The organism is Catenuloplanes indicus, from assembly GCF_030813715.1.
Classification (GTDB): Bacteria; Actinomycetota; Actinomycetes; order Mycobacteriales; family Micromonosporaceae; genus Catenuloplanes; species Catenuloplanes indicus.
Genome location: NZ_JAUSUZ010000001.1, coordinates 7282808 through 7299205, shown reverse-complemented (window position 1 = coordinate 7299205; position 16398 = coordinate 7282808). Strand labels below are relative to the sequence as shown.

Below are 16398 nucleotides of genomic sequence, written 5' to 3'. Positions count from 1 at the left end.
CGGTGGATCCGGTTTCCGGAAGGTAACCGACTCCGCACATCGGCAACATGTCAGGGACAGGTCTCGACATATACCGCGACGTGTTCGAAGAGCTCACTGTGCTCCGGTCTCTGCTGCATCATGGCGCGCACCTCGCGGATGATGTCGGTCCGGCCGCTCTCCGGCAGGTACGCCGAGTGCTGGTAGATCTGGTGCTTGATCGACTCCAGCGGCGCGCCCTCCATACCCAGCTTGATCGCGCCGAGGATGGCCCGGCTGGCGCCGTCGTCCAACGGCCCCCTGGTCAGGTCGATCAGGTCGGAGAAGCCCTCCGCGCGCGACGCCGGATCCCGGTCCACCAGCAACGGCACCTGCGACAACGCGGTCCGGCCACGTGCGTCGCCCGCACCCAGGTAGTCGAACGCGGCCCGCGACAGTGTCTCGTCAGCGCGCCCCTCGATGCGCAGGATCGCCTGCCAGCCGGCGAACAGGTCCGGCTGCACGCTCAGCCCGTCGATCTGCGGCGCCAGCGTCTTCAGCGTGGATCCGTGCTCGGCCAGCACCGACTTCAGCCCGACGACGTCGTCCAGCGGGGTGGAGAGCAGCTCGGCCAGCTCCGGCGCGACCACGGCCGTGACCTCCGGCCGGGCCGCGCCCACCGTGCGCAGGAAGTCCGCGGTCAGACTGCGGACCGGTGCGGAGACCTGTTTGCCGGTCGCATCCCGGCCGATCCACAGGTTGTCCAGGTTCAGCCCGAACCCGGTGCCGGTCCGCCCGGTGTTGGACGGCTGCTGCACCACCGCGAACGGGTACGTGCCGACCAGGTCCAGCACCGCGGCCGGCGCGTCGCCGCGGATGATCACGGTCGGCGGCGGCCCCCCGGCCAGCTGGTTCTGCCGATGCTGGAACAGCAGGTGCTCCAGGTCGAACAGCTGTCGCGCCGAGGGCCGGTCGGACGGCCGCGGCGTGGCGATCACGATGACCGGCCCGTCCGCCCCCTCGGCCGCGGCGATCAGCTCGGTCCGGAACCTGCCGGTCACCGCGGCCTGATCGCCGATCACGTCGACCGACCGGTTCCCGTCGCCGATCGGCAGCGAGTGCACCCCGGACGTGTGCCGGATCTGACGCATCGGCGGCAGCGGCCGGTTCGCCGCGATCTCAGCCAGCCAGCCGGCCAGCTCCGGCGCGCCCTCGACCGGGTGCAGCACGATCGAGGACGTGCTCGCCGGCAACACGGCCGCGCCCGCCGTACCCGGGTCCAGGAACGACAGTCCGTGGTGGTCGTGGTGGGCGAGTACGACCACGCTGGCCCCGTCCGGCGTGTGCACCTCGACGAAACCGCGGCTGCCCGGCGCGGACATCGCGGTGATCAGATCGCCGTACCCGGGGATCGCACGGCCTCCGGTGCCGGGCAGGTCATGGGTGTCCAGCTGCCGGCCGAGCCCGGACAGCACCGCGCCGTAGGCCGCGCTGACCAGCGGCGCCGGCATGCCCAGCCGCACCGTGCCGGAACCGTCGAACACGATCGCGGCCGTCGGGTACGGCGACAGCAGCGCGGCCCGCACCGCCTCCGGGTCCGCGCCGGCGTAGGCGTCCGGCGCCCAGTGCCGCTCCGGCACGATCCACAGCGTCTCCGCGTCCGCGACCGGCGTCAGCCCCATCGCCTCGTCGAATCCGATCAGCCGGCCCGGGTCGACCGGCTTCTCCCCCGGCCCGGCCTCGGCCAGGTCGGAAACCCGCACCTCGACCGGTAGGCCGGCCAGGTTCGCCCGCGCCGCGGCCTTATCCAGCGACAGCCCACCCGGTTCCAGCAGCCGCACCACGGTCCGGTCCGCGACCTCGGCCGGCAGGCTGCGCAGGAACTGGTCCATCACCGCCTGGCCGCGCGCGGCCCCCGGCTCACCGCGCCCGTGCCCCATCGCCGCATCGATCTCCTGGCCGAACGCCAGGTAGATATGGCCGTCCCGGCCGGGCCGGGCCGTCAGGTCCCGCACGCGCGGGTCCCGGTTGCGTACCGAGATCGACTCGGTGTGGATCAGCGCGCCGGACATCGTCGGGAACACATGGTCGATACAGATGGCATCCGCATGGTTCTGGATCAGCGGCAGGTTCATACGTATCCCCTGGTCAGCAGTTCGACAGTGTGTAGGTGACGGCGTCGATCACGGATGCGAGCAGCGTGGAGACCTCGTCGCCCCGGCCGCGCAGCAGGTCCCGCAGCATGTCCAGCCGGCCGACCCAGGCAGTCCGGTCGACCGGGTCCAGGCACTCCCAGGGCAGCGCGCCGGCCGACGTACTGGCGATCATGCGGGCCAGCTCCACGAACCGGTACGTGACGCCGGCCGGGTCGGCCAACAGCTCCGCGTGCGAGGTACGCATCAGCTCCGAGACGATCTCGAAGACCGTCGCGTTCGCGCGGTCCACCTTGTGCGGCGAGGTGGCACGGGCCAGCTCCGCGCCGGTCCGGTAGTCCAGCTCACCGGCCACCATCAGCCCGAAGAGCAGCCCGTCCAAGGGATACCGTTCGCGGCGCGTCGCACCGGACGAACGCAGGTAGTCGTAGAGGAACGAGACCGGCATGCGGCCGCGTGCCGCGGCGTCGTAGACCGGCTCCACGTCCAGGAAGGACCGGACGTGCGGGCTGAGCCGGGGCGAGTCCACGGCCGGCACACCGCCCGCCCGGTCGGCCGCGGCCAGCAGCGTCTGGAACGAACGCAACCGCAGGTCGGACGGGTGGGCAGCGACCACCTCGGCCAGCTCCGCACGGACCGTACCGGTCCGCAGCTCCGCGTCGTGCGCACGCTGGTACGCCTCCGCCTCCGTCCAGCCCGGCTGCCCGATCCACTCGGCCAGCGCCGGGGTCAGCGCACCCCCGGCCGCGTGCGCCGGAAGCGCGTCGGCGCGCCGGAACAGGTTCGCGTTCGGTGCCGGCTCCATCGTGGACGCGTGCGCCACCCCCGGCTCCAGCAGCTGCCAGACCCGGTCGAAGCCGGCCATGCCCTCCTGCAGCGTGACCGGGCGGCGGGCCGCCCGGACCTCGGCGAACGCGTCGAGCGCCTTCTTCGTACCCATGGTGGCGACCACCACCGGCGACCGGCCGCGCCAGCCCTCGTTACGCAGCATCTCGTCCAGCTGCCGGACCGTGGCGGCAGCGGTCTCCGGTGTACCGGTCAGGCTGACCGCGATCACCGGGCCGCCGGCCGAGTGCCGCATCCCCTCCCGGATCTGGTCCAGCGTGCGCTGCCCGGCCGGGCTGGAGAAGTCACCGATCGGGTGCAGTTCACGGTTCCGGCCGGGCAGTTCCGCAGCCGGTGAGGGCGCGGCGACCGGCGGCTGCTTGACCGCGCCGGGGCCCGCGGTGCTGAGAACGGAGCGCAGCTCCGCGTCGGCCGTGCGGAACGGCGTGGACGCCTGGAGCCGGCCGGACTCACGTCGTCCGAGCCGGTCACCGGGCTGCCGGAGCTGGGTTCCGCCGGACACTTCCTTGAGCATGTCCACGGCCTGGCCGCGCGGGTCCAGCAGCAGCGCCTCGGTGCCGGTCTTCCAGAAGAGCTGCGCGTGCCGGCCGAGCAGCGTTCCGGTCAGCGCCTGCCGGCCGGGCAGCGTCCCGGTCAGCGCCTGCCGCCGGTCGCCCAGATCGGCATCGGTGTAGGAGACGCCGTGCGCCTGGCCGTCGAAGACGCGCAGCCGGCGCGGACCGGTCAGATTCCCGGCGCCGTCGCGGCTCTGGCCGATCGACATCACCCAGAACACGTGCGATTCCCCACCGGGGTCCGGCGGCACCCGCAGCATCAGCATCGCACCCGGCCGCTTCTCCAGGTAGTTCTTGATCGCCTGCGGGTCCCGGATCCGCAGGAACTCACCACCGAGTGCGCGGGCCACGTCCTCCGCCGTGCGGTGACCGACCCTGCCGACGTCCGTGGTCACGTTCGTGGTGCGCCGATGCACGGCGACGAACAGCGCGAACGCCCGGTCCACGCAGTCGGCCGGGGTGACCGGCGGCGCCGCGGCACCGGCGGCCGACGGGGCCATCTCCGTCGCGCGGGTCCAGTCCAGCGCCCGGCGCAGCGCGTCGGCCCGCTCGTCGAAGTCGTTCAGGTTCGGGGCCGGCCGGGTGCGCTGCTTCGCCAGCGCGTCGACCAGGAACCGCCGGTCCGGATAGGGCACCACGACGTCCCCGCTGAGCCCGCGCAGCAACGCCTGGTCCACCAGGCCCAGCGTGGACATCTGCGGGCCGAACACGGCCGCGGCCTTCTCCGACGGGATCCGGGCCAGCAGCCCGAACGGCACCTCGCCGCGGATCCAGGACCGGCCGTTGCTGGAACGGCCGATCAACGTGACGTCGAACCAGATGTAGTCGTGGTCACCCTTGCGGCGCGCGATCTGGATCGCGTAGTCGCTGACACCGCTGGCGGACCCGGTTCCCTCGCCCTTCGCCACGCCGAGACCGGTGCCGACGAACGCGCGCTCGCCGCCCTGTGAGTGACCGCTGGCGACCTCGAGCGGCGCGACCTCGAAGCCGGACTCGCGCTCGTGCTCCTGCTCCAGTTCCTCCGCGTGCAGCGGCGCGTTCGACTGGTCGTACCCGCCCCGGCCCAGCCAGCGGCCCTGGCGCAGCACCGCCTGAACGGTGAACGCGTCACCGCCGTCGCCGAACACGGTGTAGCTGCCGTCGAACATCTCGCCGATGTGGGTGGACACGTTCTCGCCGGCCAGCGCCGCCTTCATGCTCGCGGCCACTGTGGAGAGCGGGCCGTAGTCAGCGACCCGGGGCGCCGGGAGGTCCGTGTCCAGCCGCTCCGCACCGGGCTGCCGGATGGCCGGCAGGAAATCGGCGAACTTCTCGAAGCCGTAGGTCTCGAGGCCGAACAGGTCCGGGGCGAGCGACCGGGTCACCGTCGCGTCCGCTCGCAGGTCGGCCGGTAGGCTCGACGGGTCGGGCCCGGCGCCGTTCAAGATCGTCACCCGGGACGGCGGCAGGTCGGCGAGCGTGGCCGGCAGCGGCATGGTGCCGGCCGGCGTGCGCGGCGGGCCGATCCGGGTCAGGTGGTTCGGCGTGAGCACCGAGACATGCCCGCCGACGTGGGCGCGGCCGGACGGTTGGGCCCCGGCCGGGAAGAGGCTCTGGAACCGCTTGCGGACGCGGCCGTCGGTGATCGTGTCCGCCACCTTCGCGGTGATCTTGGCGACGTCCTTCAGCGTCTCGACCGCCTGCGGCAGCGTGGTCGTCTCGAAGAACTCCAGCGAGAAGCGGGTGTCCGCGCCGAACTCCTGGCTACCCAGATCGAGCGGGCCGCCCCGGCGGCGCATCTGGACGGCCGTGCTCTCCGTGGTCGAATCGGCCCGCTCCCACTCGTGGCCGGCCTCGGCGCCGATGACGATGCGCGCGGTGTCCTGCATGAACCGGCCGTCCACCGAGGTACCGGCGACGACCGTGGTCGACGTGCCCTCGGTGTGCGCGGTGGCCGCGGTGGAGGCACCGCTGATCGTGGTCTTCGCGTCCGGCCGTGGCCGTTCGTGCACCAGCCGGTCGTCGCGCGCGGTGAGCCTGATGCCTATCTGCCGGGTACCGCGTTTCCGCTCCAGAGTGATCAGCTGATAGATGCCCTCCTTGCGGATGGTCCGGTAGTGCCGCTTGAGCGCGCTGTCCCGGAACAGCGTGGCGAGCGCGCCGGAGATGGCCGGATCCTTGACGTCGACGCCCATCCCGGCGAGTTTGTCCTCCACGACCTGCAAGACGTTCCTGATCACCGTGACCTCGCGGGTCTGCTGAACCCGCCGGTCGCCCTGGAGCACCGTCCTGGTCCGCTGCTCACGGGTGGTCTGGTTCGCGGTCAGCGTGGAGACGTGCGAGGTGGCGTACGCCAGCTCCGGGTGGATCGGCCGCAGGTCGCGCGTCTCCGTCGGGACCGTCTTGCGGTCCGTGGCCGGCACCGGCAATGTCAGGTCACCGGCGAGCACGTACGGCGTGGAGGTCTCCAGGCCCCCGGCCAGCTTCAGGTCGTACGGCGCCGACCAGAGCGCCCCGTCCGAGTACCGCTCGTAGAAGACCATGAAGAGCGCATCCGACGAGTGCGTGTAGCTGCGACCCTCGAACGACGCCCGGGTGCCCTCCTTGCCGCCGGTCACCACGGTCTCGGTCTCGCTGCTGCGCTGGACGACGTTCACGTCGGCGGTGACGTTGATGTGGTCGGCCATCCGGCTGGACGCGGCGACGTGCGCGTCCTGGTCGTGGAGCCCGGCCGCGCCCTTGCCGGTCTGGAAGATCAGCGCGGGACCGGTCTGGAGCGAGAAGCCCCGGCCCGACGTCTCGGACGCGGCCGCGCGGACACCGGTCCGCGAGTACTCCTTGAGCGTCGGGTCGTCGGTCGGCCGGACGTACCGCGCGTGTGCCGGCACCATGAAGACGCGCAGCTGGCGGACGATGTCGCCGTCCTTTGCCAGCGGCACGACCGCACCGGTGCGGCTCATCATGTCGCCGGCTCTCGGTTCCAGGAAGTCCGGCGTGATCCCGGAGGCGATGCCCTCCTCGAGGTGGTGCCGCTCACCGCCCGGCGCCAGCGCGGCGAGCAACTCGTCCAGGCTGCCCGCCTTCGGCGCCTTGAGGTGGCCGTCGACCACGTCGACGAACCGCTGGAGCCCTTCGGCGAGCTTCCCGACCCGGTTCAGCCAGATGTACATTCCCTCGCTGTTGTCCCGGACGCCGGAGACCAGCTCGCCGGCTCCGCCGGTGACGTCCGCACCGGCCAGCCACCGTTCCATGTCGGCTGCCTCAGCCGGGGTCAGCCGGCTCACCGCCTGCTCGTCGGTGAGCAGCGGCGGCGGTCCGGTCGGCGGTGGCGGGACGACCGGCGTGATGCCGTCGCTCGCCGGGGCCGGGGCCGGGGCGGGCAGCGGCGCCAGGTCGGTGTCGGCCACGTGCACCAGCGCCTCGCCGTCGTACGCTCGCGAGCTGGCCGGCTTGATCTCCTTGCCGTTCTTGTCGGTCACGGTCACGGTCAGCTGGTAGTGCGTGCCGTGGTTGAACGCGGTGACCAGTCCGCCGATCTTGCGACGCCGGCCGCTCTCCGACGACTGGGCGGCACTGCGGGCGTGCGTCCGGTCCCAGGCGAGCTGCACGTCCGCCACCCGGACCCGCATGCCGAAGAAGTCCTTGATGCCGAGGCGGGTGGACAGGTCCAGCCGGGTGCCCCACCGCCGGGACAGGCTCTCCGAGACCGAGTGCCCGCCCGCGCCGACGTTCCGGTTGTCCACCCAGTAATCCGGAATGGTCTCGATGTCCCGCAGGTCGCCGAGCGTGCCGGTCAGGTTGACGTGGAAGGTGAGATCACCGACCGTGTACGTGTCCGTGATGCCGCCGTCGAAAAGTGACCGCTGCCCGCCGCGCAGGCCCGGCGCGCCGAACTTCGCGGCCAGCTCCCAGAACCGCTCCTGCCGTGCCTGCGCCGTCAGCTTCTTGCCGACCGCCCGCATCTGTTGCTCCACCAGCATGAGCACGTCCGCGAAGATGAGTTCGGTGCCGGGCATCTCCTTCAGCGCGCCCGGCCCGAGTCCGCTGCGTGCGGCCAGTGCCCACGGCTCCCGGGTCGGGCCGGAGAGCGGCTTGAGCCCTTGGTTAACCCAGCCGTCGGAGTGCACCACGCCGCGGGTCGCCTCGGCGGGCCGCGGCCCGGTCGGCAGCACCTGGCCGGGCACCCGGGCGCCGGTCTGGTCGAGCAGCTCGACCTGCGGATGCGCGCTCAGCAGCGCGGTCACCTGCGCCGGCACCCCGGTGGAGAGCTGGATCTGGGTGTAGGCGGTCACACCGTCGAGGTAGCGCTGCACCTGGCGGACCGCCTCGGCCGGGGTGGCCGAGGGCTGCCGGGCGGGCAGCGACAGCGCCGGGTTCGGCACCGCGGTCCCGGCCGCCCGGGTGGTCACGCCCGCGTTGGTGACCGGGTTGCCGAGCGGGATCGCGGAGACCACCATGCCGCGCTCGTCCACCACGTACCGGAAACGCGCCGCGGTGGAGTCGCCCGCGGCATAGGTGTAGTCGCCGTCGCCGCGCAGCAGCACCGACTGCCGGGACAGCCACAGCGTGTGCAGGCTGTCCGGCAGATTCTCGATCAGCTGCGGCGTCCGCGCGCCGGACCGCCCGGCGACCGCGATCTCGATCGGATGCTGCTTGGCGAGCACGTACAGGTCGATCGCGTCCCGCACGCCGGAGGAGTGCCACGGCGGCGGCGTTACGGCGGCACCGTCACCGGCCACCGCGGCCGCGGCCGGTGCGGGGAACGCCGGGTTCCGCACGAACTCCACCGCGACCACGTCCGTCTGCGGCGTCCCGCCGGGCGGGTGCACCGTGCCCTTCGTGAACACGGTGGCGCCGATGATCCGGCCGGTGTTCGCCGGGTCGGTGCGGTAACGGAACACCGGGACCTCGTCCACGCCGGCATACTCGAAGTCGCCGTTCTCCGGGTGGCGGAACCGCACCTTGAACTTGCCGGTCTGCGCCCAGGTCCGGGCCGGTGTGCCCCGATGCGCCCAGGCCCAGGCCGGCCCGGGATTGTCCGGGTCCGGAACCGACACCTCGATCCGGTGCTTCTCGGCGATCTTCCGCAGGTCCGCCGGGGTGCGCGCGCCCTTGCCCGGCCACGCCTTGGGCGCCGGGCTGCTCATCGGGTTCCGCCAGCTCCGGCCGGTCTCCGGCATGGTGACGACCGTGTGGGGCGGCTTCGCGAAGACCTCGCGCAGCGCCGGCGTGGCCAGGATCTGCTCCTCGAACGCGTCCGCGTACGGGGCCGGCACGACCAGCTCCACGGTCGCGTTCCGCCGCACCCCCAGCTGCCCGCGGCTGGAGTCCAGCGTCATGTCGGTGGCGACCGTGGCCAGGTAGCGGATCATCGTAGCCTTGCGGGTGAGCATGGTCCGGGCGGTCGACTCCGCGGACAGTGACCGTCCGGTGGACCGGTTGCTGGCCATGAACGCGACGTCCCAGCGCGGCAGCACCAGGTGCTCGCCGAGCGACAGTGGCGGCTCGCCGCCGATCCGGCCGGCCGCCGCGGAACTGCCGCCGGAGCCCCGGCCCCGGCCGGCGGTGACCGCCATGTCGTTGCGGATCAGGCCGGCGGTGTCGGTGATCCGGCGCAGGTCGACCAGCTTCCCACCGGTCCGCAGGTGCCCCTCCAGCCGGCGAAGCTTGCCCACCTTCATCGACACGAACGGCGAGACCCAGCTGTTCGAGGTCCACCACTGGTTCGAGTCCTTGGCCGACTTCTGGTTCATCATCTCCCGGCGCAGCTTGTCCACCACCCGGGCCGCGTTGCGGGCGGACAGCTTGAAGTCGGGATGCCGCTGCAGCTGGTTCTGCAGTTCGGTCAGCGGATCCTCGAATGTGGCCGCGCTGACCGCGAAGTCCTGACCGAGCAGCGCAGCCGGGTTGTTCACCCGGGTGGCCGCGCCCACCGTGGCCGGGTCCACCTCGTCGCGCTTGCTGGACAGCAGCTGCGGCATGGCCAGCACCAGGTGACCGGCCAGGTCCTGGCTGACGATCTGCTGCCCGTCGACTTCGACGATCACCTGGGCGTCCGCACCGAACTGGTGGGTGGCGAAGTCTCCGGTGAAGATCATGTTCTCGGCCTGCACGCTGCCGCTCGCCGTCTCGGACCAGCGCCGCGAGCCGCCGACGAAGAAGCGGGCGATCGGGCCGATGGCGAACCGGACGATCTCGCTGGCGGTCTCGAAGAAGACGGCCGCGCCGAGCGGCAGTCCCCAGCCACCGCCCCCGCCCCGGCTCCGGGAGTAGGCGATGTCGGCGCCCCGGACGTGCATGTTCGCCTCGCCGGGCTTGAGACCCTGCGGATCCTGGATCTGGTACGCCGGGTTGGCCGGCCGCACGTGCACGCGGACGAAGCGGCCGTTGAAGTCGCGGCCGACGCCGGACTCGATCATCTTCTCCCAGTGCCGCTCGTCCTTGCTGACGAGCTGTTTGGTCAGCCACGTCTCGACCTCGTTCGGCACCGACTTCCAGGGCCGCGTGGACGAGCCGAGCCGGCTCTTCACCGCGGTGGTCAGCGTCCGGGCGAACGTCGCGATGCCGTTCGCCTGCGGGTGGTCGTTGACGCGTCGGACGTAGCCGTCGCCGAGCACGCCCCTCTCCCGCAGGAACCAGGGCGCGGACGGGGCGTTGACCAGTTCGGTGCGGGTTCCGAGACTGGCCACGTACCCGCCGGTCTGCGGCAGGCTGACCCGCCGGGTGGCCCGGTCCGTGAACCGGTTCAGCAGCTCGCCCAGGTTGCCGCCCTGCTCGATCAGGACCCGGGTCTGGTCGGCCGCGTCCGCCCGGGCCTGCTCGGCGGCCGGGCGGGCCGAGTCGAACGCGTCCGAGAGATCGGTCCAGAGCTTGAGCGACACGGCCGCGTCGACCATCCGGGTCATCTCGGCCGCACTCGGGGCCGCGCGACCGGTCAGCCGGACCAGCCGGTCGATATGTGCCTGGGTGGTGGCCCGCAGCGCGGGCAGCCCGGCCCGGTGCGCGGTCTCGACCCTGGTCCGCGCCTTGTCCAGGTGCCCGAGGTAGGCGAGCCGGCCGACGTCCTCCGGCGTGACCGCGGCCGCCCGGCCGAAGATGGCGGTCACCTCCGCCGCGGCCGTGTCGTGGAGCGTGCGCGTGGCCGAGCCGGCCGTCTCGCTGGCTGCCACCCGGTCGGCGGTGCGGACCACATCGCCGTACTCGAGCCCGGCCCAGTCCGCGGCGAGCGACCGCAGGTAGGCCAGGTTCGCGTCGACCAGCTGCTGGTCGGCCAGGGCGGTGTCCCGGGCCTCGATCGCCGCGCGCCCGGCCCGCTGCTGCAGGTTCCGCTGGCCACCCTCGGCGGCCCTGGACGCCCGGTCCGCCGCGTTCGCCGCCCGCGCATCCCGGATGTCCGAGATCAGCGAGTCCCTGGCGATCGTCAGCTTCTTGATCTGGCGCGTCACCGCGGTGATCTCCGCCTTGGCCTCGCCGACCGCCTTCATCGCGTCCTGTACCGCCCCCGCGAGGGTCTGCCGCTGTGCCGGGGTCGTGCCGGCGGGTGCGGTGCGGGCGGCCCGCTCGGCCTCGTTGAACGCGAGGACCTCCTCCTCGTGCCTGGTCCTCCGGATGGCGAGGTTGGACTCCGCCTCCTCGATCCGCCGCCCGAATTCGCGGAGCGTGTCCTCGTTGTCCGCGATCTCCCGCTCGCGATCACGGATGGCGTCGTCCAGGCGGCTGATCGCACGGGTGTGCGCGGTGACCGCCCGCATCGCGACGATCCGTGCCTGCTCCTGGGCGGTCTCCTGGGCGGCGAACCGGGCCCGGACCGCGGGCAGTCGGGTACTGATCAGGTCGTCGACCGCGTCGAACTGGCGGCGGGGGTCGCTGCCGCGCAGGTCCGCCGCGACCGCGTCGAACTCGGCCTGGATCAGTGCCTCCGGCCCGGTCGCCCCGGTACCGATGCCGGGGACCTCACCGGCCTGCGGGCGGGGCCGGGTGTTCAGCATGCCGGCGGCACGGCGGCCGAGAACCGGATCGATCAGCGCGTCGACCAGACCGGACTTCGGTGCGAAGGACGGTTCCGGCGAGGGGGCCGGGGTGAGCATCCGGACCGAGACGCCGGCCTCGGTCAGCGCGGCGAGATGCCGGGAGTCCTCGGGGTCGAACCGGGTGGTCGCCTCGTCCGCGGACGCGGCCAGGTCCACCCACCACAGTGCGCCGTCGTGCGAGACCAGCCAGCGCGACGATCCGCCGCCGCCGCTGCCGGCCCGGTGCACCAGCGCCCGCGCGCCCGGCTCGGCGGCCAGGCGTGCGGCCAGCTGCCGCGCGTCGGTCACGGGCACCGCGTCGCCGAGCAGCGCGGCCAGCTGCTCCGGCGCGATCGGGGTGACCGCGGTGGCGAGCTCGGCGGGAACCGTCAGGCCGAGCGCGATGCCGGCTGCCAGCTGGTAACCGGCCTGCCAGTACTGCGCGCCGGCCGGGGTGCCGGAGCGCGGCACCCTCAGCTCCTCACGGATCTCGGCGACCGCGGCGATCAGCTCCTGCAGCCGGTCCCACGGCGACGCGGCGGTCCCGCCGGCGAGCCGGGACGCCGCGTCGAGCGCGCCGCGCATCACGGCCAGCCCCTTCGGCAGTACCCGGACGAACCCGCCGGCCGCGTCCGGGTGGCCCTCCGCGCCCACCCGGACAACGCGCGGCGAGGTCTCCATCCACGGCTGGTAGCCGGTGCTGATCGGCACCCCGACCATGTCAGAAGCCTTCTGCCAGGTCGTGATCGCGGTCTGCTCGGCGCCGGCGGGCAGCTGGGTGGAAATCCGGCGGGCGGTGCCCATGTTCTCCATCAGGTCGTGCACGACCCGTGAGGCGGTCTCCAGCGCACCCACGTCGACCAGCCCGGAGTGGCCCATCGAGAACGTCGGCCCGGCCTCCTTCGGCGCGTTCATCGCGTGGATCACCGCGACCAGGTCGACCGGCGTACCCAGCGGGAACGGGTGGTAGAACATGCTTCCGCCGCCGGTCGGAATGAGGTGGCCGTCCGGGCAGAGCTGGGCTGAGGGATTGAGAATCGCTGGGCCAGCCATGCATTCGCCCCTTCACCAATGCCGTGTCTGGGGCATAGCCCCACGTCAACCGCCGATTACGACGCTGCGTCAGGACTGGTTCACGACCGGTTTGTTAAATGTTCAGCACCTAAACATGTCTCACATGTTTAGTGGCACGCGGCGGTGACTGAGAGGCACCCGCCGCGTGCCACAGAAGCGTTCACACGGCGCCGAGGTAGGCCTCTCGTACCGCCGGGTCGTGCAGCAGCTCCGCCCCTGGTCCGGTGCCGACGATCCGGCCGGTCTCCAGGACGTAGGCGCGATCGGCCAGCGCCAGTGCCTGCTGTGCGTTCTGCTCCACCACCAGGACGGTGGTGCCCTGCGCATTGATCTCCTTGATGATGGTGAAGATCTGTTTGATCAGCATCGGCGCCAGGCCCATCGACGGCTCGTCCAGCAACAGCAACTGCGGCCGAGCCATCAGCGCGCGGCCGATCGTCAGCATCTGCTGCTCGCCGCCGGACATGGTGCCGCCGAGCTGGCCCTTGCGCTGGGCCAGGCGCGGGAACAGGCCGAACACCCGGTCCAGGTCCTCCCTGATCCCGGCCCGGTCACGGCGGCCGTACGCGCCCATGTCCAGGTTCTCCATTACCGTCATGCCGGGGAACACGCCCCGCCCCTCCGGCGCCTGGCACAGGCCGAGACCGACCCGCTTGTGCGCGGGCATGCGGGAGATGTCCGTGCCGTCGAACCGGATCGCGCCCGTGGCCAGCGGGCGCAGGCCGGAGATGGCCCGCATGGTGGTGCTCTTGCCGGCGCCGTTCGCGCCGATCAGCGCCACGATCTCGCCACGCCCGACCGTGATGGTGACGCCGTGCAGCGCCTCGATCCGGCCGTACTTCACGGAGATGTCATCGATCTCCAGCAGCAGGTCACTCATCGTCCGGAACTCCCAGGTAGGCGGCGATGACGGCCGGGTCCTCACGGATCTCGGCCGGCGTCCCCTCAGCGATCTTGCGGCCGAACTCGAGCACCACGATCCGGTCGGTCACGCCCATCACCAGGCGCATGTCGTGCTCGATGACCAGCACGCTCGGGCCTCGGTCCCGGATCGCGCGGATCAACTCCAGCAGCCGTTCCTTCTCCGCCGGGTTGAACCCGGCGGCCGGCTCGTCCAGGCAGAGCAGCTTCGGATCGGTGGCCAGCGCACGCGCGATCTCCAGGCGCCGCTGGTCGCCGTAGGGCAGGTTGCGCGCGGCCTCGCCGGCCCGCTTCTCGATGCCGACGAAGCGCAGCAGGTCGTACGCGGTCTCCCGGGCCCGCCGCTCCTCCCGGGCGAACCGGGAGATGCCTACCAGGCGCTGCAGCCCGTGCCAGCGCGGGTCGCCGGTGAACTCGTCCTGGCGGCGCGGCGTGCGCCAGACCGGAAAGAGCGTGCCGGGCACGCTGGTGTGGTGCCGGCTGTCCACGCCGACCATCACGTTCTCCAGCGCCGTCAGCTCCGGGAAGAGCCGGATGTTCTGGAATGTGCGGGCGATGCCCAGCTGCGTGATCCGGTGCCGCTTGCGCCCGCTCACCTTCTGGCCGTCGAACGTGATCCGGCCCGAGGTGGGCGTGTACACACCGGTCATCGCGTTGAAACAGGTGGTCTTGCCGGCGCCGTTCGGGCCGATCAGTCCGAGGATCTCACCACGCCGGAGCGCGAAGTCGACGCCGTCCAGCGCGACCACGCCGCCGAAGCGCATCGTGACGTTCTCCATGTGCAACAGCGTGTCGCCGACCTCGGTCCGCGCCGGATCCGCCAGCAGCATCTGCTCAGACAACGACGGCCTCCTCTCGCTTGTCCTTGAGTTCGACCGCGCGACGCCGGCTCGGGATCAGCCCCTGCGGACGGAAGACCATGATGGCGACCAATGCGATGCCGAACACCAGCAGGCGGTAGTCGGCGAATCCCCGGAACCGCTCCGGCAGGTACGAGATGAGGATCGCGCCGACCGTCACGCCGGCCATGTTCCCGGAGCCGCCGAGCACGACCGCGGCCACGAACAGGATCGAGGTGAGCAGGTCGAAGCTGTCCGAGTTGATGAACGCCTGCTTGCTGGCGAAGAGCGCGCCGGAGAGCCCGCCCAGCGCCGCGCCGATCGCGAACGCCCAGAGCTTGAACTTGAACGTGTTCACGCCCATAACCTCGGCCGCGTCCTCGTCCTCGCGGATCGCCAGCCAGGACCGGCCGACCCGGCTGTGCTCCAGCCGGCCGACCGCGAGCATGCAGACGATCACGACCGTGAGCGCCAGCCAGTAGAACGGCCGCACGTCGATCAGCCCGAACAGCGGCGAGCCGTCCGCCCAGGTCCCGGGCGGGCCGGGGATGCCGGAGATGCCACGCTGACCGTTCGGCACGTCCCAGTTCACCGCGATCAGCCGGACGATCTCGCCGAAGCCGAGCGTGACGATCGCCAGGTAGTCACCGCGCAACCGCAGCGTGGGCCAGCCCAGGATGACGCCGGAGAGCATCGCGATGCCGATCGCCAGCGGGATGCAGGCCAGCCACGGCAGCTTCGTGGCCACCACGGACGACGGCGACGCGAAGATCGCCACGGTGTACGCGCCGACCGCGTAGAACCCGATGTAGCCGAGGTCGAGCAGGCCCGCCAGGCCGATCACCACGTTCAGCCCGACCGCGACCAGCACGTAGATGGCGACCAGGAAGAGCACGGAGGTGAAGTCCGTGTCCGGCGTACGGATCAGCGGGATGTTCAGGTTGGGCAGGCCGTAGAGCAGCGCCACCAGCGCCACCACCACGGCGAAGCGCATCGGCTTGGGCAAGGCCCGCCAGCGCTCGCGCATGGCGGCCAGCGCGGCCAGCCGTCGGCCGTCCGCCGCGCGGAGTGCGTCCATCATGCCCGGGCTCCCCTCAGCGACTCGCCGAGCAGGCCGGTCGGGCGGAACAGCAGCACCCCGACGAGCGCCACGAAGGCGACCGCGTTCATCCACTCGTTGCCGAACAGGCCGGCGCCATAGTTCTCCACCAGGCCGATGAGCAGGCCGCCGAGCAGCGCGCCCCGCAGGTTGCCGATGCCGCCGAGCACCGCGGCCGCGAACGCCTTGATGCCCAGCAGGAAGCCCACGTTGTACGTGGTGCTGCCGATCTTGATGTTGTAGAGCACCGCCGCGACGCCGGCCATCATGCCGCCGAGCACGAAGATCAGCAGAATGACCCGGTCCTTGTCCACGCCCATCAGCGCGGAGGTCTGCGGGTCCTGGGCGACGGCGCGCACGCCGCGGCCCATCCGGGTGCGGTTGATGAACAGGTCCAGCGCCACCATCATCGCCAGCGCGCAGGCCAGGATGCCGAGTTGCAGGTTGGTGATGGACGCGCCGCCGATGTTGAGCACCTCGACCGGGCGGACCAGCGTGGGCAGGCCGCTCGGGCGACGGCCGGTGAGCACACCGGCCGCCTCCGCGATCACCACGGACGCACCGATCGCGGTGATCAGGAAGACCAGGTTGGGGGCGTTGCGCCGGCGCAGCGGCCGGTAGGCGACCATCTCCAGCACGGCGGCGGTGGCACCGGACGCCAGCATCGCGGCCACGATCGCCAGGCCCAGCAGGCCGAGCACCGCGAGCGTGCCCGGGTCGCCGGAGTTGAGGCCGAAGCCGGCCGCGGTCCAGACGCCGAGCGACGCGAACGTACCGATCATGAAGACTTCGGAGTGGGCGAAGTTGATCAGGCGGAGCACGCCGTAGACCAGCGTGTATCCGAGGGCGATCAGGGCGTAGATGGCGCCCTGGGTCAGGCCGGTGATGGTCAGCTCCCCGAAATCGGAGAGCAGGAAGTCGATGTTCACGCGGAACTCCAGGATTTGTCCGGGGCCCGCCGGACCG

Annotated in this window: 6 protein-coding genes; all 6 read right to left on the bottom strand. The window is 71.9% G+C overall.

What is annotated here, in order from left to right; translation table 11 throughout:
• Positions 1-50 precede the first annotated feature (50 nt).
• On the bottom strand, positions 51-2093 hold the full coding sequence (locus tag J2S42_RS33090; protein WP_307245551.1) for a class-II aminoacyl-tRNA synthetase family protein: 2043 nt from the start codon (positions 2091-2093) through the stop codon (positions 51-53).
• Positions 2094-2106: 13 nt separating this feature from the next.
• On the bottom strand, positions 2107-12552 hold the full coding sequence (locus J2S42_RS33085; RefSeq protein WP_307245549.1) for a hypothetical protein: 10446 nt from the start codon (positions 12550-12552) through the stop codon (positions 2107-2109).
• A 181-nt stretch (positions 12553-12733) separates the two neighbouring features.
• Positions 12734-13444 carry an ABC transporter ATP-binding protein gene (locus J2S42_RS33080; RefSeq protein ID WP_307249174.1) on the bottom strand — a complete coding sequence of 237 codons (711 nt, stop codon included), beginning with the start codon at positions 13442-13444 and terminating at the stop codon, positions 12734-12736.
• A gap of 1 nt (position 13445) precedes the next feature.
• Positions 13446-14324 carry an ABC transporter ATP-binding protein gene (locus J2S42_RS33075; protein ID WP_307249172.1) on the bottom strand — a complete coding sequence of 293 codons (879 nt, stop codon included), beginning with the start codon at positions 14322-14324 and terminating at the stop codon, positions 13446-13448.
• A 4-nt stretch (positions 14325-14328) separates the two neighbouring features.
• Positions 14329-15414, bottom strand: coding sequence for a branched-chain amino acid ABC transporter permease (locus J2S42_RS33070; RefSeq protein ID WP_307245547.1), 1086 nt, complete (start codon positions 15412-15414; stop codon positions 14329-14331).
• The gene (locus J2S42_RS33065; RefSeq protein WP_307245545.1) at positions 15411-16361 is read right to left on the bottom strand and encodes a branched-chain amino acid ABC transporter permease; all 951 of its coding nucleotides are present in this window, start codon (positions 16359-16361) and stop codon (positions 15411-15413) included. The genes J2S42_RS33070 and J2S42_RS33065 overlap by 4 nt, the downstream gene beginning before the upstream one ends.
• Positions 16362-16398 lie beyond the last annotated feature (37 nt).